The following is a 729-nucleotide window of genomic DNA, read 5'->3' as shown; positions in this document are numbered from 1 at the left end:
CACCAATCGTTCATGATGGCAATCCTCGCAGCGGACACGCAAAAAGCCATATTCCAGCCGACCACATTGGAGAAAATCTTCGAACTCTCTCTGAACGTAACGAGGCAAGCTTTGTCCCTGACCCTCCAACGAGGACTTAAAGACAGGATAATGTTCCTGAACCAATTGATAGAGGAGCGTCTTTTCGGGCTGATGGCGTTCATAGTATGGTGCTTGACTCGCCCAGACATTCCTTGCCGGTGACATGAGCATCCTCCTTGATACTGTTTATACATACAGCATATAGAAGAAGCTTCACTTAGCGAATATTGGCCGTAATTTTGTAAGCGTCACGCGAAGCACACCTGTCATCTAACTTCTAAACTAACATTCCAGGGCAACAGAGCTGTCAGAGTGTCATCATCGTCACGCTCGCTCAATACGTTAAGAATCTGATGCAGATAATCGAATGGCACGAGGTTATTCGCTTTTGCTGTTTCAACAATACTGTAAAGTACACTGCTGGCATGGGCACCACTAGTGGTGTTTGAGAATAACCAGTTTTTTCGCCCTATCACGAAGGGTTTGATTGCTCTTTCTGCACGATTGTTATCGATATTCAGATGACCATCTTCTAAGTAGCGTGTCAGCTTTGGCCATTGATTTAAACTGTATGCGAGTGCTTTGCCCAAGGCCGATTTAGGCGGTACCTGCAGAATCGAGTTATCCAACCAGATTTTATATTCTTTC

General features: G+C 45.1%; 2 protein-coding genes. Both read right to left on the bottom strand.

Annotated elements, in window-relative coordinates; translation table 11 throughout:
- Positions 1 to 246: transposase zinc-binding domain-containing protein (locus tag A3763_RS27080; RefSeq protein WP_197482948.1), on the bottom strand; the 246-nt coding region annotated here is incomplete at its 3' end.
- Positions 247 to 347: 101 nt separating this feature from the next.
- On the bottom strand, positions 348 to 729 hold a 382-nt coding region (locus A3763_RS17525; RefSeq protein WP_156495148.1), incomplete at its 5' end, for a transposase.

Source organism: Oleiphilus sp. HI0128 (assembly GCF_001635365.1).
The sequence above is the reverse complement of the archived record's forward strand: the minus strand, read 5'-3'. Positions and strand labels throughout refer to the sequence as shown.